Annotated in this window: 17 protein-coding genes and 3 pseudogenes; 5 read left to right on the forward strand and 15 right to left on the reverse strand. The window is 68.9% G+C overall.

Annotation, left to right across the window (positions count from 1 at the left end; translation table 11 throughout):
• Positions 1 to 222 precede the first annotated feature (222 nt).
• The 3 genes from ACZ4MU_RS18250 to ACZ4MU_RS18260 form a co-directional block, all read right to left on the reverse strand.
• Positions 223 to 687 (reverse strand): DUF2690 domain-containing protein, encoded by a 465-nt coding sequence (locus ACZ4MU_RS18250; protein WP_467877300.1) that lies wholly within the window; start codon positions 685 to 687, stop codon positions 223 to 225.
• Positions 688 to 982: 295 nt separating this feature from the next.
• The gene (locus ACZ4MU_RS18255; RefSeq protein WP_467877303.1) at positions 983 to 1,756 is read right to left on the reverse strand and encodes a hypothetical protein; all 774 of its coding nucleotides are present in this window, start codon (positions 1,754 to 1,756) and stop codon (positions 983 to 985) included.
• Between the two features lie 2,237 nt (positions 1,757 to 3,993).
• On the reverse strand, positions 3,994 to 5,202 hold the full coding sequence (locus tag ACZ4MU_RS18260) for a DUF4241 domain-containing protein (RefSeq protein ID WP_467877305.1): 1,209 nt from the start codon (positions 5,200 to 5,202) through the stop codon (positions 3,994 to 3,996).
• A gap of 607 nt (positions 5,203 to 5,809) precedes the next feature.
• On the opposite strand from ACZ4MU_RS18260, the gene ACZ4MU_RS18265 reads away from it, so the two are divergent.
• Complete coding sequence (locus ACZ4MU_RS18265; protein ID WP_467877308.1) at positions 5,810 to 6,775, forward strand: phosphotransferase family protein; 966 nt, start codon at positions 5,810 to 5,812, stop codon at positions 6,773 to 6,775.
• A 182-nt stretch (positions 6,776 to 6,957) separates the two neighbouring features.
• On the forward strand, positions 6,958 to 7,401 hold the full coding sequence (locus tag ACZ4MU_RS18270) for a transposase (protein WP_467877311.1): 444 nt from the start codon (positions 6,958 to 6,960) through the stop codon (positions 7,399 to 7,401).
• A 22-nt stretch (positions 7,402 to 7,423) separates the two neighbouring features.
• On the opposite strand, the gene ACZ4MU_RS18275 is transcribed toward ACZ4MU_RS18270, so the two are convergent.
• The 9 genes and pseudogenes from ACZ4MU_RS18275 to ACZ4MU_RS18315 form a co-directional block, all read right to left on the reverse strand.
• Positions 7,424 to 7,912: a DUF1453 domain-containing protein gene (locus ACZ4MU_RS18275; protein WP_467877314.1), complete on the reverse strand. Its 489-nt coding sequence runs from the start codon at positions 7,910 to 7,912 to the stop codon at positions 7,424 to 7,426.
• A 41-nt stretch (positions 7,913 to 7,953) separates the two neighbouring features.
• Positions 7,954 to 8,185, reverse strand: a pseudogene (locus ACZ4MU_RS18280) (helix-turn-helix domain-containing protein); the annotation flags it as partial.
• A 607-nt stretch (positions 8,186 to 8,792) separates the two neighbouring features.
• Positions 8,793 to 9,431 carry a GNAT family N-acetyltransferase gene (locus ACZ4MU_RS18285; RefSeq protein WP_467877317.1) on the reverse strand — a complete coding sequence of 213 codons (639 nt, stop codon included), beginning with the start codon at positions 9,429 to 9,431 and terminating at the stop codon, positions 8,793 to 8,795.
• Between the two features lie 678 nt (positions 9,432 to 10,109).
• Positions 10,110 to 10,538 (reverse strand): hypothetical protein, encoded by a 429-nt coding sequence (locus ACZ4MU_RS18290; RefSeq protein WP_467877320.1) that lies wholly within the window; start codon positions 10,536 to 10,538, stop codon positions 10,110 to 10,112.
• Between the two features lie 316 nt (positions 10,539 to 10,854).
• Entirely contained in the window at positions 10,855 to 12,972 is a 2,118-nt protein-coding gene (locus ACZ4MU_RS18295) for an FG-GAP repeat domain-containing protein (protein ID WP_467877322.1), read from the reverse strand.
• Positions 12,973 to 13,054: 82 nt separating this feature from the next.
• Positions 13,055 to 14,488: an FG-GAP-like repeat-containing protein gene (locus ACZ4MU_RS18300; RefSeq protein WP_467877325.1), complete on the reverse strand. Its 1,434-nt coding sequence runs from the start codon at positions 14,486 to 14,488 to the stop codon at positions 13,055 to 13,057.
• Positions 14,489 to 14,652: 164 nt separating this feature from the next.
• A complete protein-coding gene (locus ACZ4MU_RS18305; protein ID WP_467877326.1) occupies positions 14,653 to 15,852 on the reverse strand; it encodes an FG-GAP-like repeat-containing protein in 1,200 nt (399 codons plus the stop codon).
• A 261-nt stretch (positions 15,853 to 16,113) separates the two neighbouring features.
• Positions 16,114 to 16,266 (reverse strand): hypothetical protein, encoded by a 153-nt coding sequence (locus ACZ4MU_RS18310; RefSeq protein WP_467877329.1) that lies wholly within the window; start codon positions 16,264 to 16,266, stop codon positions 16,114 to 16,116.
• 108 nt (positions 16,267 to 16,374) lie between these two features.
• Complete coding sequence (locus ACZ4MU_RS18315; protein ID WP_467877332.1) at positions 16,375 to 16,773, reverse strand: hypothetical protein; 399 nt, start codon at positions 16,771 to 16,773, stop codon at positions 16,375 to 16,377.
• Between the two features lie 182 nt (positions 16,774 to 16,955).
• Here ACZ4MU_RS18315 and ACZ4MU_RS18320 point away from each other — a divergent pair, with 182 nt between their 5' ends.
• Positions 16,956 to 17,951 carry a helix-turn-helix transcriptional regulator gene (locus tag ACZ4MU_RS18320; RefSeq protein ID WP_467877335.1) on the forward strand — a complete coding sequence of 332 codons (996 nt, stop codon included), beginning with the start codon at positions 16,956 to 16,958 and terminating at the stop codon, positions 17,949 to 17,951.
• Positions 17,952 to 18,139: 188 nt separating this feature from the next.
• On the opposite strand, the pseudogene ACZ4MU_RS18325 reads toward ACZ4MU_RS18320, so the two are convergent.
• Positions 18,140 to 18,268: pseudogene (locus ACZ4MU_RS18325) on the reverse strand (helix-turn-helix domain-containing protein); the annotation flags it as partial.
• A 565-nt stretch (positions 18,269 to 18,833) separates the two neighbouring features.
• Here ACZ4MU_RS18325 and ACZ4MU_RS18330 point away from each other — a divergent pair.
• Positions 18,834 to 19,139, forward strand: coding sequence for a cupin domain-containing protein (locus ACZ4MU_RS18330; protein WP_467877337.1), 306 nt, complete (start codon positions 18,834 to 18,836; stop codon positions 19,137 to 19,139).
• Positions 19,140 to 19,503: 364 nt separating this feature from the next.
• Positions 19,504 to 19,654: pseudogene (locus ACZ4MU_RS18335) on the forward strand (helix-turn-helix domain-containing protein); the annotation flags it as partial.
• 84 nt (positions 19,655 to 19,738) lie between these two features.
• Here ACZ4MU_RS18335 and ACZ4MU_RS18340 read toward each other — a convergent pair.
• Positions 19,739 to 20,374, reverse strand: a complete 636-nt coding sequence (locus ACZ4MU_RS18340) for an NAD(P)H oxidoreductase (RefSeq protein WP_467877340.1) — start codon at positions 20,372 to 20,374, stop codon at positions 19,739 to 19,741.
• Between the two features lie 5 nt (positions 20,375 to 20,379).
• Positions 20,380 to 21,561: an NADP-dependent oxidoreductase gene (locus ACZ4MU_RS18345; protein ID WP_467877342.1), complete on the reverse strand. Its 1,182-nt coding sequence runs from the start codon at positions 21,559 to 21,561 to the stop codon at positions 20,380 to 20,382.
• Positions 21,562 to 21,709: the final 148 nt, after the last annotated feature.

Consider the following 21,709-nt stretch of genomic DNA (forward strand, 5'->3'; position numbering starts at 1 on the left):
GTCTTGGGGGCAACCGAAATTGTCCGGCTACGACATGCCCAAAGGCCCGGCGCACCTACGGACAACGGACACCGCCCGTTTCGCCTGCGGAGCCTTTTCCGGCGATCGACGTCAATCGTCCGCACGTGAACTGCGCTTTGGTGCTCAGATCCTGATGGGCATTCACGGGTGCCGTCGGCCCACCCCACTGAGCCTGCCGGGGAGGGCACCGACGGCCGCCCGTCAGTCCTTGTACACCAGAGGGCTGCAATCCAGGGTGCTGTCGGGGAACCCGAAGTACGTGCCGCAGACCCTGTAGTAGGAGCCGTAGTTGGTACCCACCATGTTGGACCAGTCCAGCTCGCCCTTGTTCACCGCGACGGCGCGCTCCTCCTGGACGTCGACACCGCCGCCCCCGTCCAAGAGAACGCGCTGGATCACCGCGCTGGCACCTGCGGCGCCGGCACCGGAGGCGCGTACCCATGCGGCATGGCACGCGTTGGACCACCGCAGCTCGTAGTATCCGCCCTTCAGTACGTAGTTCCGCAGGTTGAAGGCGTTGGCGTCGCAGCCGCTCCCCTTCGGCCCCTTGTTGGAGCAGGTGCTGCCGTAGCAGGAAGCGGCATAGGCGGCCGGTGAGGCGGCGACGGAGCACCCGATGAGGGCTGCGGCCGCGATGGCGAGGGAAACGAACCTGTGCTTGAGCACATTCACTCCGATCGGATCGACAGTGCCGACCGTGTCGATGTCCCGGGTGGGCCACTGCCCGGGGGCCCTCCGGGGTGGGCGGGCAACCCGCCACCCGATCTGCGCTCCCCGTCGGCCCCAGGCGACTGTCGGCAGCCTCACGCTGGATCGCCACTGATTGTCCGTCAACCAAAGTCGTCGAAAGCCCAGTTCGGGGGCGGACAATCCCCGTTGTCCGCGGACAACAGGGACCGCCGGAGACCGATGGCATACGCTGCGGCGTCTTCAATCGGCTGCGGCCTGCGACCGATCGGGGTCAATTGGCCACTACGAGCGTGCGGACAGGGCCTCCGATGCGTCGCCAGTCCGCTCCCGCCCACTCCCACACCGCCGCGCGACCCTTGTCCAACCGGTAGATACGGTCTCCCTGGGCGCCGAACCCCGCTCCAGCCTCGCCGATCCGCGTCCATCCGCCTGCCCGGTAGCGCCACAGGCCACCGTCGGCCTCGTTGCTTGCATACAGGTCCGAGGGGCTCGCATAGACAGCACCGGCCGGGCCGCCGACCGCGCTCCACACACCCGGCTCGCCGGTCCAGCGGAACACCGCACTGCGTTCGGGGTTGAGCCCGTACAGATGGTCGTCGCTCACGGCGAAGTCCGCACCGGCGCCGCCGGCGTACAACCAGGTATCACCCTTGCCCGTATAGGCGAAGATCCGGCCGTCGACGGGGTCGGTGGCGAACAGCCCGGCCCCGCCGCCGTAGAGCCGGGCCGCCGGTCCGCCCACCCGGGTCCAGGTTCTGCCGTCCCTGTCCCACCGGTGGACGGCGCTGTGGTCCTGTGCCAGGCGGTACAGGTCGGTGCCGCTGATCGCGAAGGCGGCGCCGGGTTCACTGACCGTCTCCCAGTCTCCGGGGGCACCGCCGTAGACACGCAGTTCGCCCGACCGCGCGTCGGTGGCGAATACTCCGGCGCGACCGGCGTACAGCTCCTTCGCCGGGCCGCCGATCGTCACCCAGGCCGTGTCCCTCCCACTCCACTGCATCACCGCACGGCCGTCGGCCGCGATGGCGTACACGCCGCTGTCCACCGACGACGGCACCTGGGCAGGCCGACGCTCCGCCGGTGGTTTCGTGGCAGGGGGGGTGGACGTACTCGGCGCGAGCGTGGACACGGCGGCGGGCAGGCGCGGCGACGGGCTGGACCGCGGCGGCTCGCTGCTCGCTTCCGGAACGCGGATCTGGGGTATGGGCGTGGGGGCGAGCGCAGGCGGAGCCGCTTCCGTGACAGGGCCGGGCGGGGAGGGCGCCGCGGATCCGGGGCGCGGCCACGGAGCGTGGTCTGCTCCCGTCGCTGTCACCCCGAAGGCCAGGATGACGCAGACGATCAGCAGGACGCGCCTCAGCCACCCCGGGCTCAAGGGGGCACGAGCGAGCGGGCGCTGCCGTACGACCGCCAGACCACCGCCGCCGGAGGCGCGGCCCGCCCGCCGAACCACCTGTCCGCGGACAACCCTCGCCTCGGGCAGTCGGGGCTGTGCGGCCTCGGTGGGGAGCTGTGGCAGATGTACCCGTCGGACCTCGACTTCAGCGCCGATCCGCATGGGGACGTTGCTGTCGTGGCGGGGCTTGGGGTGATGCAGACTGCGAAGGACGATCGCGCCCGCCGGCGCCCCTTTGCGTGCCTCGCTCTCGGTGTCGAGCGGTTCTCGCCGTGTCCCCGTCGGCTCATCTGCGGGGGCGCCCGGTTGCGGCGAAACGACAGCGTGCTCCCCAAGCTGCCGTCCGGCCTCGTCGAGGCTGGTGTCGAATCGGCTGGGCTCCAGGCCTGTGAGGGGCGCCGTCCCGGCGGAGGGTGCTGTCTCCCTCACCGTATGGTCTTCAGCCCGCCGCAAAGCGTCGTCCAACTCGCTCTGAAGCCGCGCGGTCAATCCCAGCAGCCTGCGCACCACGCCTTCCGATTCAGCCAGCTGCGCATCAGCTCTGCGCTGAGCGGCGCGTACCAGCTCCACCGGCTCACTGTCCTCGGGACCAAGACTGACCGGACGTCCAGCACCCCCTTCCGCCGCGCAGGCGGCGACGTGCAGTCGTTGGGCTCGGGCGAGCAGTTCGGTACGCCCTCGCTCGTCGCGGACCCGGCTGGACACCACCCGCTCCAGTACGGCCCATGGAATGATCTTCACCCCTGAGCGGTAGTCACTCCAGCTCGTCTTGCCGCTTCCGTAACACCGCGCCAGCTCCCTGACCGTGCGCCCCTTCGTGATGTCGCGCAGGAAGACAGCCAGCGCGTTCGCCTCGGCCGTCTCCCCTCTCGGATCCCCTTGCAGCCGTCCCGCCCTGCCCATCGTCGGACCCACCTCTGCATCCACGGGCGCGCTCTCCCGGCGCGCTCCCCTCAAACCGACACCTCAGCAGAGCAGGTGACGTCGCTGTCTGCGAGCGGTTGTCGGACAAAGTAGGGAGGTGGGTGACTCATTCACTGGGAGGTCGTGTGAAACGCCCGGCCCACAGCAGCCGCCCGCTGTACTCAGAGAAACGGGTCCTTCCCGCTCGCCCCGCTCAAGCCGGGCCGCGAGGCCCGATAAGGGATGACGAGGTCAGTACCCCGGCACATATGTGCAGCTCCCCTGCCGAATTGGCAGATGAGCAACGACAACCGTGAGAGCTGAGAGGCGCTACAACCAGGATGTCGGTCGGAATTGCACCTGCCGGATCCGATACCTACTGCGCGGCCAGTCGGCGCCACAGTCGCAGACTGTTGACGGTCGAATGGCATCAACAATCGCCGCGGTGGAGCTCGACAAGTTCTTCATGATGGCGTACACCTCCCCGCAGCCTCCCCGTGCGCCGTATAATTCGCAGATGGAGACGCGGACAAAGCCATTGTCCACGGACAATGGCTTTACTGGAGCCGGATGTCCCCCGGCCTGGCGCTCCGTCACCACCGCACCGGCCGAATGCCCGAGAGCGGCGCCTGCGCGAAGCGGGGCAGCCCGTTGGAGCTGGATATGAACCGCCGCCTTGATCTGGACCTGGTCACCCGTGCCGGACCGGGCCCGCGCACTCTCCAGGAGGAAGGGGCTGCCGTGCCGGGGTGAGGCATGGGCCAGGTCCAGATACGGGCCGCAGACGACCAGGGAGCCGTTGCAGGGCACGGCGACGTCGATGCGTAGTACCGCTGGCGAGCCCTGACGTCCTTCGGCAAGGCATCCACCAGGCCGAAGTCGGTGATCGAGTTGTCGAGCTTCTCAAGCGCCTTCCGCGCTCTGGAGGTTCGTCGTGGTCTCAGTCTCGTGTCGGGCGGCCTCGCGCCGATGGTCGGCGGTCCTTACTCTCCCCCGTCGGCGGAATGGAGCTGGAAGTCGACGACGACGCAACCAACCTGTCCGTCATCGGTGCGGCCGATCCAGACGGGGTAGGCCCCGTCGCCCTGGCCGGCACGGAAGGCGATGAGGTTCGGCTCGGGCTCGGTGCCGGGCAGTTCCACGCTGAAATGGCCGTCGCTGTCGAGGGGTAGGAAAAGGTCCTCGTCCAGCTGGTCTTCGATCACCGTCCGCGTCGCATCCATGAAAGCCGCTGTACCGGTATCCACGCCAACGCCGTAGAACTGGCCCTCGCCGAGCAGCCCCAGATCCTCGTCGGGCCGGAGGGCCATTTCCCATTCGCGGGGCGGGATGTCCAGGAACGTCACCCTGGCCGCGGCGACACCGGCCCCGCGTGTCGTGCGCAAAAGCGACAGCGTGACCGGGAACTCGCCCAGCGGCACAGCGACGGTCCGCGGGTCTCTGATGAAGCCGGGGTCCGAGACCGCCAGCTGCCCTGACGTGATCCGCAGCAGTCCGGCGTCGACGGGTTCGACGACGGCCGGCCCGCTCGGAGTGTCACACGCGCCCGGTTTGAACAGTTGCTCAATTCCGGTGGCGCGCAGCGGTCCCGACCCTTCGTCCACCGACGCGTCGTACAGGACCACGGTCGTGGCGGGCTCGTGTCCCTGCTGGGCGAGGAAGGGCGCGAACACCTGCCAGTCGCCGAATTCCGGTGCGGGACAGAGGAAGTCCTCGACGGGCGCTGCGAACCGCCGCACGGGGATGCTCGACGGGCCGGATGCTCGACCGTGCAGTGACTCCGTCGACGCTCCCCGCGGTCCGGCAAACTCGGACGTCACCTCGACCTGCCCGTCGGCCGAGACGACCGTGGTCTCCTGGACGTCCCACTTCCCGTACGAGTACTCCTGCTCGTTGGAAAACTGCCATCGGGTGTTCCGGTGAGCGAACAGCATCCCCGTACTGTGCGGCTTGAGGTCGATCATCTGCATGCACCAGGACCTGTCGTCGAACAGATACAGACGCCACATCCGGCGCGGCCAGTATTCGACCAGTGCCAGCGGCCGCTCCCGAGCGGACAGCAGAACCGCGTAATCCATCCCGGCAGCATGCTTGCGTGCCGCGAGCGCGCGTGACATCGGGTCCGGATGGGTCATTCCCCGATAGGAACCCCACATCTCGCCATACGACACATCAAGACTGTCGAAGATCACAGCCGCACATCTCCCCCCGTGGCACCAGCCACCCCCGAGCACCGGCACTCGACGGGTGACCCCTGCCGTAACGCCCTGCCCTTCCGAAACTGCGTTGTCCCGCAGTCTGCCACCGAGGTATGACACAGAGGATTCGGGGAGCCCCCCCCCGCAACCTGGAGGTACGCCGAAATGAGCCGCCCCAGGTGACGAAGCACAGTCGGTTCGGCGGGCCCCATTGCCATGCTCTGGCCCGGGTCAACCGGTCTTCGTTGTTCCAGGCCAGAGCACGGCCCGGCGAGGAGGTGCTGGCGACCCTGGCCGACAGATTGCCGGGCTGCCGACAGGTCCAGGCACCTCCGGGGCATGGTGGCGCGGGCTCCGGCTGCTCGCGTTGGACGGCACCCATTTCGACGTCCCCGACTCCGCAGGCAACGGCAACAGCGTCAACGGTCCCTCCACCGTGGGTGGTCGACCGTTCGGCTTTCCTCAGGTGAGGGCCGTCGTGCTCTCGGAGATCGGCACCCAAGCGGAGAAGTATCGCGTCCGCAGCAGCGCCGCGGAACCGTCTTCGGCGGGCTCAGATAATGATTCGTTCGCCGATTCGGGGTCTTGTTAGGGTGTTGCTGTGACACACGGCAGCTTCAGCACCGCTGTTCCCGAGCGCGTGGCCGAGATGATCTTGCGAGCACATGGAGCAGACCTCGGCAGCGCCGAGCGCGGCCGGGGCTGGACCAATGCCACGTGGCTGACCGATGAGCTTGTCGTGCGTGTTGCGACCAGGCCGGGAACGACGGACTTGCTCCGTGAAGTACAGCTGGTGAGGCTGCTTCCCGCGGAGGTCGGCTACCCGTCCATCATCGACTCGGGCGTCTGGCAAGGTCATGAGTGGGTGCTGACCCGACGGGTGACCGGGCGGAACCTGGAGGAGGTCTGGCCCTCGCTGGACCCCACGGCCCGGTCACGCGCCGTCGGGCAGATGTGGGAACGAGCCCGTCACATCCACCGCGTCGACGTGGCCGCCGCCGCACCGCACGCCCGCCCTCGATCGCCGTTCTTCCCTCAAAGCCAGGCGGAAGCATCGGCCGGCCTCGAACGGCTTGTCACAGCAGGAGAACTCACCACAACCCACGCCAAGGGACTTGGCTGGTCACTCGACCGCTTCTGGGCCGCCCTGCCCAAGGCGGCCACGGCACTGAACCACGGCGACTTCTGTACGCCGAACACCCTGTGGCACGAGGGTCAAGTCGTCGCGTTGCTCGACTTTGAGTTCGCCGTCGTCGCGCCCATAGCGATCGACCTCAACGAGATCATCAAGATGGCCTTCGGCCCCGGCGACCCCGACGAACGCGCACCACTGCAGGCCGTGGTCCGTAGCATTGCCACATCAGCGCTGGACACGGCGGGCGGCCCCGACGTGCTCGTCGGCTACTCCATCATGCTCGAAATGTGGGTGCTGGAGAACGAGCTGGCCGCAGACGAACCCGACGTGACCGACCGCGCCAATGCCGCTGCCATGCTCAGCGCCTTCGCCGAAGGAAACGGCGGGTACTTCGCACCACTCCTCACCGAGATCGGGCAACGAGGGTACTGATCGGCGGGTGCCGGAGCCGCATCCGATCCGGGGCGGAGACCCGGTTCGCGCAGAATGATCGCAAGGGTGGTGACGGGGTGAGTCGGCGCCTCGGGTCCCGGGCTGACACCGTCCACGGGTGGCGGCTTCACCGCCTGGCCCGAGCGCACCAACCTTGATCGTTTCCTACTGATCGCTTCAGAATGAGTTCAGCCGCGGGCCTTGCACTCGTCGATCTTGGTCAACAGGGTGCCCGGGCCGTGCTGAACTTGTTCCTGACGATCTGTGGGAGTGGGTGGCCCCGCTGCTGCCCCCACCTCCCGACCGGCCGTCGCCGTCCCGGGCGGCTGCGTGTTCCCGACCGACTGGCGCTCGCGGGCGTCCTGTGCGTGCTGCGGACCGGTGTCGTGCGGCGCGATGTCCCTACAGAAACCGTGGGCTGCTCCGCCGGGGCGACGGCGTGGCGCCGGCTGCGCCGCTGGAGGTCGAAGAGTTCACTCCCGTCGAATACGAAGTGTCGCACGTGGCGGTTCATCGCGCCGAGAGTGCGGCCGAATCGTGCTGCCCGGTGCCGTGCGCCGGGGGCGCGGGAAAACGCCGATGGGCGGTTCGGGGAGGCGACCGCCGCCCCGAACCGTCATCTCTGAGTCGTTCGAGGGTCGTTGTGCGTCAGCGGCGCAGTCCGACGCGTCGTTGCTCGGGTGCGAAGGGCACTCCAGTCTTGAGTGCCCGCAAACCGACGACTGCCGACTCGCCCAGGAAGCTTATGCCGATTGCCAGTTGGACAGGGCGGGCCTCTGCGTGCATACCCATCTCCTGCGCCAGGACGCTGACGCCGCCCACGATGGCGAGGGCGCCGATGACGTAGAGGAATGTTTTGCCCATGTAGCGCTGCCACAAGACGCCTCCCTTCTCGAAGACCGTCACCGCAGAGCCACGCAGGGCGCCCAAAGCGAAGCCGAGGACGCAACTGCCCGTGGCCCAGCCGATGTCGGTGCCGGTGATTCCGTCGGTCTTGGCCACTGTCCAGACGCCAATGGCCGTGAGGATGATGGGCGCAGCCCACAGGTCTCGGGCGTTGAGCGGTTCGCCGAGCAGTCTCTTGACGATGAGGGCGATCAAGAGGACGACAATCGCCGCGATGACCCAACCGTTCACGTAAGACAACCTCTCTCTTATGACACGGTCGTGCCATAAAAGACCTGTTCTTCCATGCAGGCCGGTGTCAGGTGCGGGGGTCGTGGCCGGTGTGCTGGGGCGGTCGGCCGGGCCCGCGTCGCCCTCGGCCTTCCAACGGCGGACTCACGTGTGAACGGTGGGCCGCGATACGCCCATCTCGGCCGCCACATGTGCGACCGGACGGCCGGACCGGCCACGTTCGCCCCGGAGCCGCCTGCCGTTGACGGTCAGGCAGGCATTTCGGTGGGACACGAAGGCCTCCGCGCGGTGAAGACTCGGCACCTCCACCCCGCCGGAGGTCTTCGCCATGATCAAGACCCCGCCCTGTTAACAACGCTCGTGATCAATACAATGAGCGCATCGCGCGCGACATGCGCACGATCGGCCTGGCCGGCGCCCGCCTGCCCCGCAGGCACCGCAGGCACCGCACCACCGTCCCGGGCCCGGCCGCCGAGAAGGCCCCCGACCGCCTCGGCCGCGGCTTCACGGCCGAGACGGTGGACACCAAATACAGCGGCGGCGACATCACGTACTTGAGCGTCAACGGCGAAAAGGTCCGTTATTTCGCGACCGTGATCGATCTCGCGTCACGGCGCCTGGCAGGCAGGCTGGGCACTCGCCGACCACAAGGAACACCGGGCTTCGGCCCCGGGCAGGGCCTTCCAGCCACGGCAGGCCCCGGCGCGCAACGCCCCCCACCAGGCCTCTCCCCGAAGACCTCTGATGTATGTCGCTCCTCTGGAGGCAAGGGGGTGCGGGTGCTTGCCGTTCGGAGCGCATGGGGCTCGGACATCCGACGGGCCTGGGCAGCGGCGTTGACCTGTACGCCAACCTTTCCCATTCGCCCCTACTTCTGGCGTCAGGGCCGGTAGATGCATTCCGCGATCGTTGAGTGCTTCTTCCAGCCCAGGGTCTCGTACAGCGCGCGTCCGGCGTCTGTCGCGCCAAGAACGCCCATATCCGCACCGTGTTCCACAGCCCGGTTGGCGAGGGAGCGCATCACGAAGCCGCCCAGTCCCCTACGTCGATGGCTCTCTGCCGTCATCACCCGGTCCACCACCGCGGTCTCACCGATCACCGCCATCTGCCCCTGAGCCGCGACCTCTCCCACCACATCCAGTACGCGGACGTACACGACGCCGTCGACAGCCTGAACGGTGGTGGTGTATCCCTCGGGTGCAAGCAGGCTGGTGGCTGTCAGGTCGGTGCACATCAGGTGGCCAGTCTCTTCCCAGGCCACCACCCACCCCGGCGAAAGCCAGTGTTCGACGTCCCCGGGCTCCGCAGGCATCTTCATCCAGGTTCGTGGCGCCGTCACCGAACCTGCCGCGCTGCGGACCAACGACTCAGTGGCCACGGGCAGGACATGGCGCCCTACTTCGGCGGGGTTGCCGTCCACCTCGATGTAGAGCCCCCAGGGCCGCTCGGCCGGCGGGGGCGTGCGCCGGGATATGGCCCAGCCCACCGCCCATGTCCTGACCGTGTCCGCAAGCATCATGCCCTCCCGAACCAGTGGCGCATCATCTGCTGGTAATGACCTCAACACAGCCCGGAACCTTACTCCTTGCCTCCCCGTAAGTCACGTACCCAGCAAGTGGCTCTTACACCAACGTCCGGTTGGCGCCAAGGCAAGCCCTCCTCGTATCCAAGCCGGAATGCATGTCAATGCCGAGAGCGGCGGCGTGTTCGAAGAGGCGCTGGTGGTAGCCGCCGTCGGCCCAGCTGTGCGGACGCTGGGATGTTCGACGGTCACCTCTTCCTTCAGGGGCTGGCCCGCGATCAAGTCCCTACCACTCACGGCGGTGACCGGCACACCGAGGGGAAGTCCGACGATGTCGATAACGACGCTCCACTTGCGTCCGAGGAGCTTCTTGCCGACGCCGAAACCCTGCCTGCGGGCAGGAACATCGGTGGAGAACTTGATGATTTGGGAGTCGCTGACACGCGCGTCGTCCCCTCCTTGCGGCCTTCCTGCCTTCCTTCCTGCGGGCTTGACGACGGAGAAGGCTGTTGAGGTGGCCCAAGACGCCGTACTCCTGGCAGAAGTAGGCGTCGACGGTGTTCCAGTGCAGTTACTGGCCCTAACAAGGGCGTTGGACGTGGCGGTGGGTGATCAGGCAGACGGCGAGGCGGGAGGCCGACTGCCCGTGCTCCCTCGCAGCCCCCACGCAATGCATCATTGAGCTCGACTCCTGTCCACGGCCCCCTCGCCGTACGTGAACTCCCGCAACAGTGTCCGCCACTGCCCCTGCTCCCTGCGCCATACGAAGGCGTGCAGCACCGCCGTACCCCGCTGGACGCGGCGCACGAGGACCGTGCCATGACCGTCGTACTCGCTCGTGACCAGGAAGCTGATCTCGCCCATCCGCTCCCCCGCCCGTCCCCCCGAGGCGTACAGGCCGGACAGGAACTGCTCCCTCGTCAGCCTCACCACCCAGCCCGCCGCGTCACACCGGATGCTCTCGAACGCCGGGGCGCAGACGGCATCCAGCCCTGCCGTGTCCCCGGCCAGCCCCGCGCTCAGCCAGTCCAGCACGCATTCCACGAGTGACTGGTCCATGAGCGGCTCGCGGCTCGGCGGATCATCCGTGAGCGGCTCGTCCATGAGTGGTTGTCCCCTGTTCTGTCCGGTGCCGCGGCCTTCACGGCACCGAACAGCCTGGTGGACCGGCCCCCGGCGACGACAGAGACTTCTGTCCCCATAACCCCGGGACATTTGTCCGCCCAGCACCAGCCGTCCCCGCCCCCGCCCCTTCGGCCGCGGCGTAGGTTCATGACCGGTGTTCCACCGTTCGCGCAAAGAAGCGTGCCGCCAGAGACGATCATGATGGCAGCACCCTGCTGAGGAGTTACGAGGGCGCGGGAGGTTCATCCGACGGCTACGCCCGAGGCATCTACGACTTTTCAGGCGTATGGGCAGGTCACCAGCCGGTGCCGATCTGGGTGCGGTCTCCCAAGGCAGTGGCGCCGGTGCCGGGGTAGAAGTAGAGCGGGCCGGTGACGCCGGTGGGGGCCTGGACGGCGTCGATGTCCCCCTTGCCGTCGTTGTTGAAGTCCGCGCCGACGAGCCGGCGCATACTGTCCCAGCCGCTGCCGATCTTGGCACGCGAGCCGAGGGTGCTCATTGCGTTGAGGGAGCCGGTGCCGGGGTAGGCCCACAGCTCACCGGTCCTGTCCGCCGCCACCAGGTCGTCCCTGCCGTCGGCGTTGAGGTCGCCCGGAGAGGTGAGCTCGGTCATGGTGTCCCAGCCCGAGGCGATCTGGGTGCGGTCGCCCAGGGTGCCCGTGCCGTTCAGCGAGCCGCTGCCGGGGTAGGCCCAGAGCGCGCCGCGCACGTCCAGGGCCAGCAGGTCCGCCTTGCCGTTGCCGTTCGCGTCCAGCGCGGTCAGCTCGCGCATGCTGTTCCAGCCCGTGCCGATCAGGACGCGGCTGCCAAGGGCGGCGCCGCCGGAGCTGCCGGCGCCGGGGTAGACATACAGATTACCGGTGGCCTTCTCCACGGCGGCGACGTCGGCCCTCCCGTCGCCGGTGTAGTCGGCGGCAGCGAGCTTGCCCATGGTGCTCCACCCGGTCCCGATCTGGACACGGTCACCGAAGGTGCCGTTGCCGCCTCCCGGGTACAGGAACAGCTTCCCCGTGGCCGTCTCCACGCCGACCAGGTCCTTCTTGCCGTCGCCCGTGAAGTCGGCGGCGGCCAGGTCGGTCATGCCCGCCGGAGCGGAGTCCTTCGACCACGACGTGCGTACGACGATGCGGTTGCCGGGGTTCTCGTTGACCATCCAGAGCTCGTCGGTGCCGGGCCAGTACGAGAGGTTCTCCAGGTTGATGCCGGTGCGGGTGACCAGGCGCACCGGCTCGTCGGGCCATGCGTGGTAGAGACAACTGGGGATGTTGACGCCACCGTGCTCGGCGGGAACGAACTCCGGGCAGGGGCCAGACAGGGCGAAACGGCCCTTGTTCATGGCGATGCCCTGAACCCCGCCCATCGGAGACGCGAACGCCTCGGCAGCCTGGACGCGGCCCATGGCGTCGGCCTTCAGACGGCCGGTGGCGGTGTCGAGGGGCCAGCGGACGATCCGGGCCGCGACCTTGCCGAAGTTGCCCTCCACCCCGGACCCGTCGCCCTCCGCGGTGACCAGGGCCGGCTGGGCGCCGGTGAGGTCGAGCGAGGCCGCGGTGACGCACGGGCGCTGGGGCACATCCGCCCCGGGGTAGGTGCCGCAGCCGGTGCCCGCGCCGGTGTACTCGTACGTCCCCTGGCGCGGCAGGATGTAGTCGTGGCCGCCACCGTGCGTCTTGCCGTTCGCGTCCACCCCGACCGAGGTGTCGGAGGTGACATCCATCTGCCAGATATCGTTCAGGTCGAAGACGTCCAGGGCGCTGCCCGTGCTCGCCACGTACAGCTTCGAGCCCGACCAGACGATGCCGTGCGCGTGCCCTTCGACGATGGGGACGTAGTTGCTCCCATCGCCGGACGACGCCACCAACTGGACATGGCTGTACGTCACATGGGCCGGGTCAGTGACATCGGCGAAGGTGATCCGCTCCATGCCGCTCGGCGAGCTGGTGCCGTACCAGCTGGTGAGCAGGACCTTGCGGCCGTTGACCAGGGTCTGTGACTGGGGCGACTCGCCGGAGCCGGTCAGGCCCTGCGGGATCCAGGCGCTCGTCGCGTCGTCTTCGGCGGACCAGCAAAAACCCTGCGCGCCCGCGGTGTTGGAGGGGTGGCACAGGGGTCGGGCTGCCCTCTGCGAGGTGCCGGCGAGGACGCCGTTGATGGTGGTGCGCTTGAGGCCGGGGTGAGAGGACTCGAAGGCGGCAGCCCAGCGGGCCTGCGCACCCGTGTCCCGCATGCCCATGCCATCGGTGCCGACGTGGGTGATCGTGTTGTACGTGGCGACCGCCCCGTTGGGGACGGTAACGGGGGACGCGACGGCCGGGCTCTCGCTCGCGGCCCCCACGAGCAGTGAGGACAGCGCCGCGACGGCCGCAACGGCCCCACGTGCCGGGACTCGGATTCTGCGCACTGGGGTGCTCATGGCGGTGTGGTTCCTTCCTGAAAGCGGGGGGGCCGCCGCAGGGGTGGCTGCGGCGGCCCGGGAAGGGAGCAGGGGACGCGGTTTACCAGTTGGAGCCGATCTGGGTGCGGTTGGCGAGGGTGCTCATGCCGTTGAGGGAACCGGTGCCGGGGTAGGCGAAGAAGGTGCCGGCGGAGCCGGGTGCGGCCTGGACGGCGGCGATGTCTCCCTTGCCGTCGCTGTTGAGGTCGGCGCCGACCACATTGGTCATGCTGTTCCAGCCGGAGCCGATCTGGGTGCGGTTGCCGAGGGTGCTCGTGCCGTTGAGGGAGCCGGTGCCGGGGTAGGCGAAGAGGTTTCCGCTGTCGTCGCGGCCCACCAAGTCGTCGAGGCCGTCGCTGTTGAGGTCGCCCGGCGTGACCAACTGGCTCATCGAGTTCCAGCCGGAGCCGATCTTCACCCGGGAACCGAGGGTGGTCATACCGTTCAGCGTGCCGGTGCCGGGATAGGCGTACAGGTCGCCGGTGGCAGTCTCGACGGCGACGACGTCGGCCTTGCCGTCCTTGTCGAGGTCGATGCGGGCCACGTCGTGCATGCCGGACCAGCCACTGCCGATCTTCACCCTGGTGCCCAGGGTGTTCATGCCGTTGGCGGAGCCGGTGCCCGGGTAGAGGTACAGGTCGCCTGCGGCTGTGTCGGTGGCCAGGACGTCGGTCTTGCCGTCACCGGTGTAGTCACCGATGGTCACGTTGGTCATGCTGTTCCAGCCGCTGCCGACCTTGATGCGGTCGCCCAGTGTGCCGGTGCCGTTGATGGCTCCGCTGCCCGGGTACAGGTAGAGGTCGCCGGTGGTGACCTCGGTGGCGAGTACGTCCCGCTTGCCGTTGCCGTCCAGGTCGCCGCCCGCCAGGTGGGTCATACCGGCGTCGGTCGGGGAGACGGAGGAGTCGCTGTTCAGGACCGGCGAGATGTAACCGCTGATGGTCTGGCCCCACGGGGCAGCGCCAACGGCCCAGGACTTGGTCGACTCCTTCTGCACGATGCCCTGCGAGTACCCGCTGCTGTGGCCCTCGTTGCCTCCGACCACCGTCATCGTGGTGCCGTCGAAGGCGGTGACCATGGCGACGTGGTCGGCGTAGCCGCTGCTGTAATTGTAGACGACCGCGTCGCCCGCCTTCGGAGTGCTGTGCAGCGTCCCGTACGCCTTGCCGTACGAGTAGAAGCTGGCGGCGCCGTCCGTGAGCGAGCCCATGTGGGCGACGTCGTAGTGCGACCACACCCAGCCGACGAAGTCGGCGCACCAGGCGTGGGACTGCCCCCCGCCCGAACCGGCGCAGCTGCTGCTCTGGCTGTTGTTGTGGCTCCAGTACCCGCCGCTGACCCCGCAGGGCCCCTTGCCGATCTCCCCGGTGGCACGGGAGGCCATGGCGGACACGGAGTCGGCGTGCGCCGGGGCGACGGTGAGGCCGGTGACCGCGGCGGCGGCGACCAGGGTGGACAGGGCGGACTTCTTCAGCGTGGCCGAGAGCTTCGACATCGTGGGATCTCCTGGGATGGAACCGGCGCACGGCGCCGGGAAATGGAAGGTCTGTGCTTGAGTGGTGCGGTGGTTTGTGTGGGCCGGCAGGAGGGCGGATGGGCCGTCTCGCCACCGGATGCGGTGAAGTACGTGGTGATGCCGGGCGGGCGGACCGCCGGTGGCTACCAGCCGGTGCCGATCTCGGTGCGGTCGGCGAACCCGCCCCTGCCGTTACCGGGGTAGAAGTAGAAACTTCCGGTGGAACCGGTGGGCGCCTGGACGGCGTCGAGGTCTCCCTTGCCGTCGTTGTTGAAGTCCGCGCCGACGAGCTGGCGCATGGTGGTCCAGCCAGTGCCGATCTGGGTGCGGCTGCCCAGGGTGTTGATGCCGTTCAGGGAGCCGGTGGCGGGGTACTTCCACAGCGTGCCACTCGGGTCGACGGCGACGAGCTCGGGTGTGCCGTCGGCATTCAGGTCACCGGGACTGGCGAGCTCGGCCATGGTGTTCCAGCCGCTGCCGATCTGGACACGGTTGCCCAAGGTGTTCATCCCGCCGGCACTGCCGCTGCCCGGGTAGGCCCAGAGCGCACCGCCGGCGTCGATGGTCAGCAGATCGGCCTTGCCGTCCTTGTTGACGTCCAGCGCGGTCAGGTCCCGCATGGTGTTCCAGCCCGCCCCGATCTGGATGCGGCTGCCCAGGGTGCTCATCCCGTCGGCGCTGCCACTGCCCGGATAGAGGTAGAAGCTGCCGGTGGCGTTGTCGACGGCGGCCAGGTCCGCCCTGCCGTCGCCGCTGAAGTCGGCGGCCGCGAGCTTGCTCATCGTGTCCCAGCCGGAGCCGATCCGGACGCGGTCGCCGAGTGTGCCGGCGCCGTTGCCCGGGTAGAGGTAGAGGCTGCCGGTGGCGGACTCGACGCCCACCAGGTCGGCTTTGCCGTCACCGGTGAAGTCGGCGGCCGTGAGCTGGACCATGCCGACGGGCGCTGGCGGTGTGCTCGGATACGGAGTGGCGTGGTCGCTGCCGAGTCCGGCGTCCGCGCCGCAGCCTCCCCAGGCGATCGCGCCCTGCCCTGCCAGGATCTTCTCGGCGATGAGGATCTGCTGCTGTTTGGTGGCCTGATGCGGATAGGTGGCGTACTGGCGTCCGCCGAACGCGTTCCAAGTCGACAGCATTATCTGCAGACCGCCGAAGAAACCGTTGCCGGTGTTGATCTGCCAGTTCCCGGTGGACTCGCACTGTGCGACCTTGTCCCAGGTGCTGACAGAGGCGGCGTTCGCGGTGCCGGCGGAGGCGAGGGAGAGGCTCATCCCGGCAAGAGCCAGGACTGCGGTGGCGGCGGTCTTCGCAGCCGTACGGGAGGGGGTGCAGGGTGCTGTGGGCATGGCGGGACCTTCAACGGGTGAGGAGGAGAGGACGACGGGGCGACACCGGGCGGCAGCACCGGGTGCCGCACAGGCGCGGGCGGTGCAAGGCTGCCTGCGCGGGCGGCGCGGCAGGAGGTGTGAGGACGGCGGTCGCAGACCGCGGGCTCGCAGACCCGGCTTGGCGGCTACTACAGCTGCCCTGCAGGAGCAGCTGGCGCGACGCTCACAAGCCGTGCGACAGAAGGCTCGAAGACGTGACAGGGGCTGTGGCCCCGGAGATCAGGACCAGCCCATGGTCTGCTCCGTGACGGCGGCGGGGGCCTCGGCCGACGCGGCGTGCGCCGGGGCGGTGGAGAAGGAGCCGGAGAGACACAGAACACCAGTGAGCAGGGCAGTGACCGCGGCGGCCTGGGCGAGGATGGTGCGGAGCATGGCAGGAGCCTCTTTCTGTGACGTGGTAGCGGTGTCTGGAACCGGTTCGCATCCCGCGGTGACGCTGTCCGGTTCCGCCTGCCGGGTGGTGTTCCCTGCTGGCGAGAACTACTTTCGCTGCTGGTCAGGCCCGGTGGAAGGGGTTTCGGGTGGCCCCAAACGGCCATGGACGGTTCTGTCCGCCCCCGGCAACGCGGGGCCGGAAGCGGACAGCAGCGACTCGTAGAACGGCGCGACCAGGGGGGCCTGCGCAGACAGCAGTGACCAGCCGACGAACTCGGGGCAGCGCAGCACCCGTCGGCAGACATCGGCCGCCCGTTCCTCGGCGGCGGCCAGGCTGTCCGCGCGTACGTACAGGCCCAGCACGGAATGGGGCAGCGCGGCGGCGTGGACGGCGACATGCTCGATCCCGTCGCCCTCCCGGACCTGGGCATAGACGAGGGACCGCATGTCACCGGGGAGGCGGGCGCCGAGCGGCCCGCGCAGGCGGGCGTGGACGAGATACATGAACCGGACTCTTTCAGATCGCCAACTCGCGTCACAGCCGCGGGCGATGAGCGCTTCGGTCCATGGCCGCTTCCGTCCAGCCGACGACCTACCACTCCGCAACACCTGCGTCACAGACCCGGTATGGCATGATCCCTACTGACCCGGGGGGGTTGTGTCACAGGTTTGAGGGGGGTCGCCCGATGCTGACGGAACTGGGACTCGACGCGGCGGCGGAATCCGTCTACCGCGCCATGCTCGCCGACCCGACGGGCGGCGTGGCCGAACTCATCACCCGGCTGGGCCTGCCCGAGCACGAGGTACGCGACGCCCTGGACGTCCTGAGCGAGCTCGCCCTGGTGCGGCCCTCAGCCGAGCGCGAGGGTCTGCGAGCGGTTTCACCCGACCTCGGCATGGAAATCCTCATGGCCCGTCAGCAGGCGCAACTGGCGGCACAGCAGCACCGCCTAGAAGCGTCCCGGGCCGTGGCAGCCCAGCTCATCGCCGAGTACGCCGACCTGCGACCGGCCGCCGCCAGTCCGGGCGTCGAGCAGCTCATCGGCATCGACCAGATCCGCGACCGCCTCGCCCGGCTCACCCGCGACGTCACCACCGAAGTGATGTCCTTCGCGCCCGGCGGCGCCCAGCCCGAGGCCCAGATGCAGGCATCACGGCCGCTGGACGAGCAGCTCCTGGGCCGCGGTGTGCGGATGCGCACCGTCTACCTCAGCAGCGTCCGCAACGACCAGCCCACCGTCGAGTACGCCGACTGGCTCACCCAACGCGGTGGCCACGTCCGCACCGTTCCGGCACTGCCCACGCGGTTGATCATCACGGACAGCTCCGTCGCGATCATCCCGGTCAGCAGTGACGACACAGCCGCCGGCGCTGTCGTTCTGACCGGCCAGGGCACCCTCACCGCGCTCTGCGCCCTCTTCGAGAGCGTCTGGGCCACTGCCCAGCCGCTCGGCCGAGCCGCACCCAAGGACCCCCATGGGCTCAGCCCACAGGAGTCCACCACCCTCCACCTCCTGGCACAGGGCCACACCGATGAGGCCATCGCCAAACGGCTCGGCGTCTCCCAACGCACGGCCCGGCGCACAGCGACCGAGCTGATGGACCGCCTCGGCGCACGCAGCCGCTTCGAAGCGGGGGTCCGGGCCGTCCAGCACGGCTGGCTGCCTTCGCAATCTTCCTGAGCGGACGGAACAGCCCCGGACGTCCCCGACACCGGCCTGGAAGCAAATCGCTGCCCCGAAAAGGACATAACGCGCGGAAATCCGGTCTTGCGCCGCCGTGACAGAGCGGCAACTCCCATCCCAGCGGTCAAACCCCTTCTGACTGACCTGCCTTCCCCGGCTCTCCCTCTACTTTGCTTTCAGTCGTCAACGTCATCGCCGGCCAGGGAGTAGCTGACGGGGGCACCATCCCGCACGGACACCACGATGCCGGAGCGGCACAGGACGGCGAGATGCTGGGAGAGATTGGAGGGTTCGACGTCGATCTCGTTCAGTAGGCCGCCTCACGCTGGCCGCCCGTGGGGGCCGGCGCCCCGTCCTCGTCGACGACCGGGCCGGCCTGTTCGCAGTCGTCCCCGGCGACGCCCTCACTCCGGGCCCCGGCGCCCGTCTGGCCGCCCCCCGTTATCAGGACTGGCTCGCGGCGGCTCACCGACCGTGAACAGCACCGACAGCACCGGGCGAACCCGGAGCTCCGGTGGGCGCCGCCTACTGTGCGGCATCCCGTGAGTTCTTCTGCGCCTCGCTGAGTCCCTGGCCTGCTGGCCCGGGGGGGTTCGGTGCGCTCTGTCTCGACGGGCTCAACCGTCGCCTGGCCACGATGAGAGACGAGCCACTACACCCACATCAGCTCTTCCGCCGACGCGGCTGCCCAGTGCTCACGCACGTCCCGTAGGTGGACTGGGGGCGGGCCGGGAGTGGGCTTTGGTCTGGAACCAACGGCGGGTTTTGCCAAACGGTCTACCACTCGTTTTGCCATCCCGGGTAGCTTTCAGGGCATCCAATGATCTTTGTGCGGGCCCCTTCGGCATGACCGACCGGGTCCATGAGAAGGGGTGTGCCATGAATGCGGTCAACCTTGCGGAGACGGCGGCCGGTCTGCCGGAGGCGTGGAGCTCTCGCAGGCTGGGCATGGTGGGGGCTGCCTGCGTGAAGGTACTGCGCATGGACGAGCTGCCGGTGGAGAGGGAAAGCCACAGTACCGCCGAGGCGCTGATGGTCCTCGATGGCCGGCTGGAGCTGGAGGTGGATGGAATGCCGGTATCGGTGCGGGCGGGGGAACTCTTCATGGTGGCGGAGGGAGTTGCACACGCGGTCCGTCCCGGAAGCCGGGGCACGTTGGTGATCGTGGAGCGGCCGGAGGCGTAACGGCGCCCAGGCTGGGCCGACGACCGACACCGCCCCCGACTCGCCCATCCGCACCTGGGCCAGAAACCCGGACAGGCAGCCTGGCGAGGCGTCGTAGGTGTACTTGGTGCGGTGTGCGGACGGCAAGACGTTGCACCGCTGCCGTACTTGTACGCAGCGGATGCGGGGAGTCGACTGAGCTCAATGAGCTTGTTCGAGTCGGCCACTGCTCGGGGAAGGGCCGTGAAGCGCAACGAGCGAGGCCCCGAGCTGTTGATTGTGATGTCTGACGTCTCCATCACATCGCTCGGGGGCCTCGTTGTCCTCGTTGTTCTCCCATACTGACGCACTCGGCCAGCCGCCTGCACTCGTGTAGCGGGTCACCCTGTTGAGCGTCACTCGCGAGGGCGGCCGGCGCTGCAAGCTCCGCCCGTCCCAGCGCGCGATGGCGGGCACTGGTGTACCTGCGCTGACACACCACTCTCCCGAAGATCGCCGCGGGATTCGGGATCAGCGAGTCCACTGCCCACGCCCACCGGTGTGGGCGTCGTCCTGCCCGCCCGCCCTCCTCACCAGCCTGCTGCTCCTGCTGTCGGCGGGAGACCGCCTTGACGGTGAGGTCACCGGGGCAACTGCGGCGCGTCCCCGTCAGCCGGGACACCCGGCACGATGCGTCCGGCAGACGCGTCCAGGAACGCCGCGAGTGCCGTCTGCGCTGCGGCCACTCCGCGTGGGCCGGCGCTCAGGGAGTCGTACACGAGCTCCACCGTGGTGTCCTCGATGCCGCAGAACTCCGATATTCCCACCCGGAGCTGGCGCTCGATCGTCGTGTCCCAGCCGAGCTCGGCGAACCGTTCGCGCGGGTAGCTGGAGAGTCCCAGCCACAGCATCCGCTTGGTGCTCAGGCGCGGGCGGCTCCGGCCATACGCGAAGCCGTAGTTCCACACCCGGTCGATCCACCCCTTGAGGATGGCGGGGAGTCCGAACCACCAGACGGGGAAGACCACGACGATGACGTCGGCGCGGTCGATGCGCCGCATGTGGGACCGCACCTCGGCGGAGTACTCCTTGTCCCGGTTCCCCCAGTCCGGCTCGTCCTCGGGGCCGGTGCGGGGGTCGAAGTCCTCGGCGTACAGGTCGAGCAGGTCGACGGTGTATCCGTCCCCGGTCAGGCGTTCCCTGGCGCGTTGGGCGATCTGCGCGGTGAGGGAGTCGGTGCGCGGGTGGGCGAGGACCACAAGGGCGTGCTGTGCCACGGTCTTCACCCGCCCAGCCGGACGAGCATCTTGCCGGTGTTGGCGCCGCGCATCACGCCGAGGAAGGCGGCCGGAGCCTGCTCGATGCCTTCGAACACCGTCTCCTGTGTACGCAGTGTGCCGTCGGCGAGCCAGCCCGCGGCGCGCTCGATCCACTCGGGGAAGAGGTGGAAGTAGCTGCTGACCAGCATGCCGCGCAGGTTCAGCTCCTTGGCCGCCGCCTGGAAGAGGTTGTCCGGGCCCGGGGGCGGTGTGGTGGCGTTGTAGTCACCGATGGCGCCGACCAGCGCGATCCGGCCACCGGTGCGCATCGCGCCGATCGCCGCGCGCAGATGGCCGCCGCCCACGCTGTCGAGGTAGACGTCGATGCCTTCGGGCGCGGCCTGGGCCAGTTGCTCCTCCAGCGAGCCCGCCCGGTAGTCGATGGCGGCGTCGTATCCGAAGTCCGTCACCAGCTTTCCCACCTTCTCCGGCCCGCCGGCCGAGCCGATGACCCGGGACGCCCCGAGCTTGCGGGCCAGCTGTCCGGCGACGCTGCCCACGGCTCCGGCGGCGGCGGAGATGAAGACGACATCACCTTCTCGGACGGGTGCGACCTCCGTCAGGGCGGCGTACGCGGTCAGGCCCGTGGTGCCCAGGGCGCCGAGGTACGCCTGCGGCGGGGCGATGCCGGTGTCGATGACGGTAGCGGCGGCGGCGTCCAGTACGGCGTACTCGCGCCAGCCCAAGAAGTGGGACACGGTGGCGCCGACCGGCACGGCGGCGGAGCGCGAACTCACCACCACACCGACCGCGCTGCCTTCCAACGGCGCACCGAGGGGGAAGGGCGGGATGTAGGACGGGGCGTCGTTCATGCGGCCTCGCATGTACGGGTCCACCGACATCCAGGTGTTGCGGACGACTATCTCGCCTTCGGCCGGGTCCGGTACACCGGCGCGTACCAACTCGAAGTTGTTCGCGCCGGGCTCCCCGACCGGGCGCGAGGCGAGCCGGATCTCACGGGAGACGGGGACTGAGGGGGCGGTGGCGCTGGTCGTAGTGGTGTGCGTCCCGTTCGTCTGGGTCTGCGGCGTCGTCACGTCGGTCAGGTCCGTCGTGTTCGGCAGGTTCGACATCGTGGGCTTCCTGTTCTGGTCGGTGGTGGCGTTCTTGCTGGTGGCGTTCTCGGCGGTGCCGTTCTCGTTCACGGGGACCACTGTGCCGAGGACCGCGCACGAACCGCTGACGGCCCACGCACGGACGCCCACGGCCGCGCACGGGACACGCACGAGAGGGGCCCGAGAGAAATTCGGGAGGAACCCGGTACGGGGCCGGGCCACGTAAAGGCGCTGCGGA

This window comes from Streptomyces sp. NPDC026377, assembly GCF_055567715.1.

Bases quoted from the DNA above. Each gene is read 5' to 3' on its own strand.
- ACZ4MU_RS18270 (WP_467877311.1), top strand. From the start codon at position 6,958: ATGAGTTCAGCCGCGGGCCTTGCACTCGTCGATCTTGGTCAACAGGGT.
- ACZ4MU_RS18285 (WP_467877317.1), bottom strand. From the start codon at position 9,431: ATGATGCTTGCGGACACGGTCAGGACATGGGCGGTGGGCTGGGCCATA.
- ACZ4MU_RS18290 (WP_467877320.1), bottom strand. From the start codon at position 10,538: ATGGACGAGCCGCTCACGGATGATCCGCCGAGCCGCGAGCCGCTCATG.
- ACZ4MU_RS18295 (WP_467877322.1), bottom strand. From the start codon at position 12,972: ATGAGCACCCCAGTGCGCAGAATCCGAGTCCCGGCACGTGGGGCCGTT.
- ACZ4MU_RS18300 (WP_467877325.1), bottom strand. From the start codon at position 14,488: ATGTCGAAGCTCTCGGCCACGCTGAAGAAGTCCGCCCTGTCCACCCTG.
- ACZ4MU_RS18305 (WP_467877326.1), bottom strand. From the start codon at position 15,852: ATGCCCACAGCACCCTGCACCCCCTCCCGTACGGCTGCGAAGACCGCC.
- ACZ4MU_RS18310 (WP_467877329.1), bottom strand. From the start codon at position 16,266: ATGCTCCGCACCATCCTCGCCCAGGCCGCCGCGGTCACTGCCCTGCTC.
- ACZ4MU_RS18315 (WP_467877332.1), bottom strand. From the start codon at position 16,773: ATGTATCTCGTCCACGCCCGCCTGCGCGGGCCGCTCGGCGCCCGCCTC.
- ACZ4MU_RS18320 (WP_467877335.1), top strand. From the start codon at position 16,956: ATGCTGACGGAACTGGGACTCGACGCGGCGGCGGAATCCGTCTACCGC.
- ACZ4MU_RS18330 (WP_467877337.1), top strand. From the start codon at position 18,834: ATGAATGCGGTCAACCTTGCGGAGACGGCGGCCGGTCTGCCGGAGGCG.